Below are 427 nucleotides of genomic sequence, written 5' to 3' on the forward strand. Positions count from 1 at the left end.
GTAAGGATATGGTTGATGCCTGCAAAGAAGCTGGTGTTACCTTTATGGCGGGTCACGTTATGAACTTTTTTCACGGGGTTCGCCACGCTAAAGCGCTCATCAAAGCCGGTGAAATCGGTGAAGTTACACAAGTTCACACTAAACGTAATGGTTTTGAAGACGTGCAGGATGAGATCTCATGGAAGAAGATTCGCGCAAAGTCAGGCGGGCATCTGTACCATCACATTCACGAGCTAGATTGTACACTGTTCATCATGGATGAAACCCCATCCCTGGTTTCAATGGCGGCGGGGAATGTTGCGCACAAAGGTGAAAAATTTGGTGATGAAGATGATGTTGTCCTAATCACTCTTGAGTTCGAAAGCGGTCGTTTCGCGACACTTCAGTGGGGATCATCGTTCCACTACCCTGAGCACTATGTATTAAT

At 46.6% G+C, this 427-nt stretch carries 1 protein-coding gene; it reads left to right on the forward strand.

Features of this window, described 5'->3' with window-relative positions; translation table 11 throughout:
* On the forward strand, positions 1-427 hold a 427-nt coding region (locus tag KPY62_RS13550), incomplete at both ends, for a Gfo/Idh/MocA family protein (protein WP_228730794.1).

This window comes from Psychrobacter sp. TAE2020, from assembly GCF_018919485.1.
Classification (GTDB): Bacteria; Pseudomonadota; Gammaproteobacteria; order Pseudomonadales; family Moraxellaceae; genus Psychrobacter.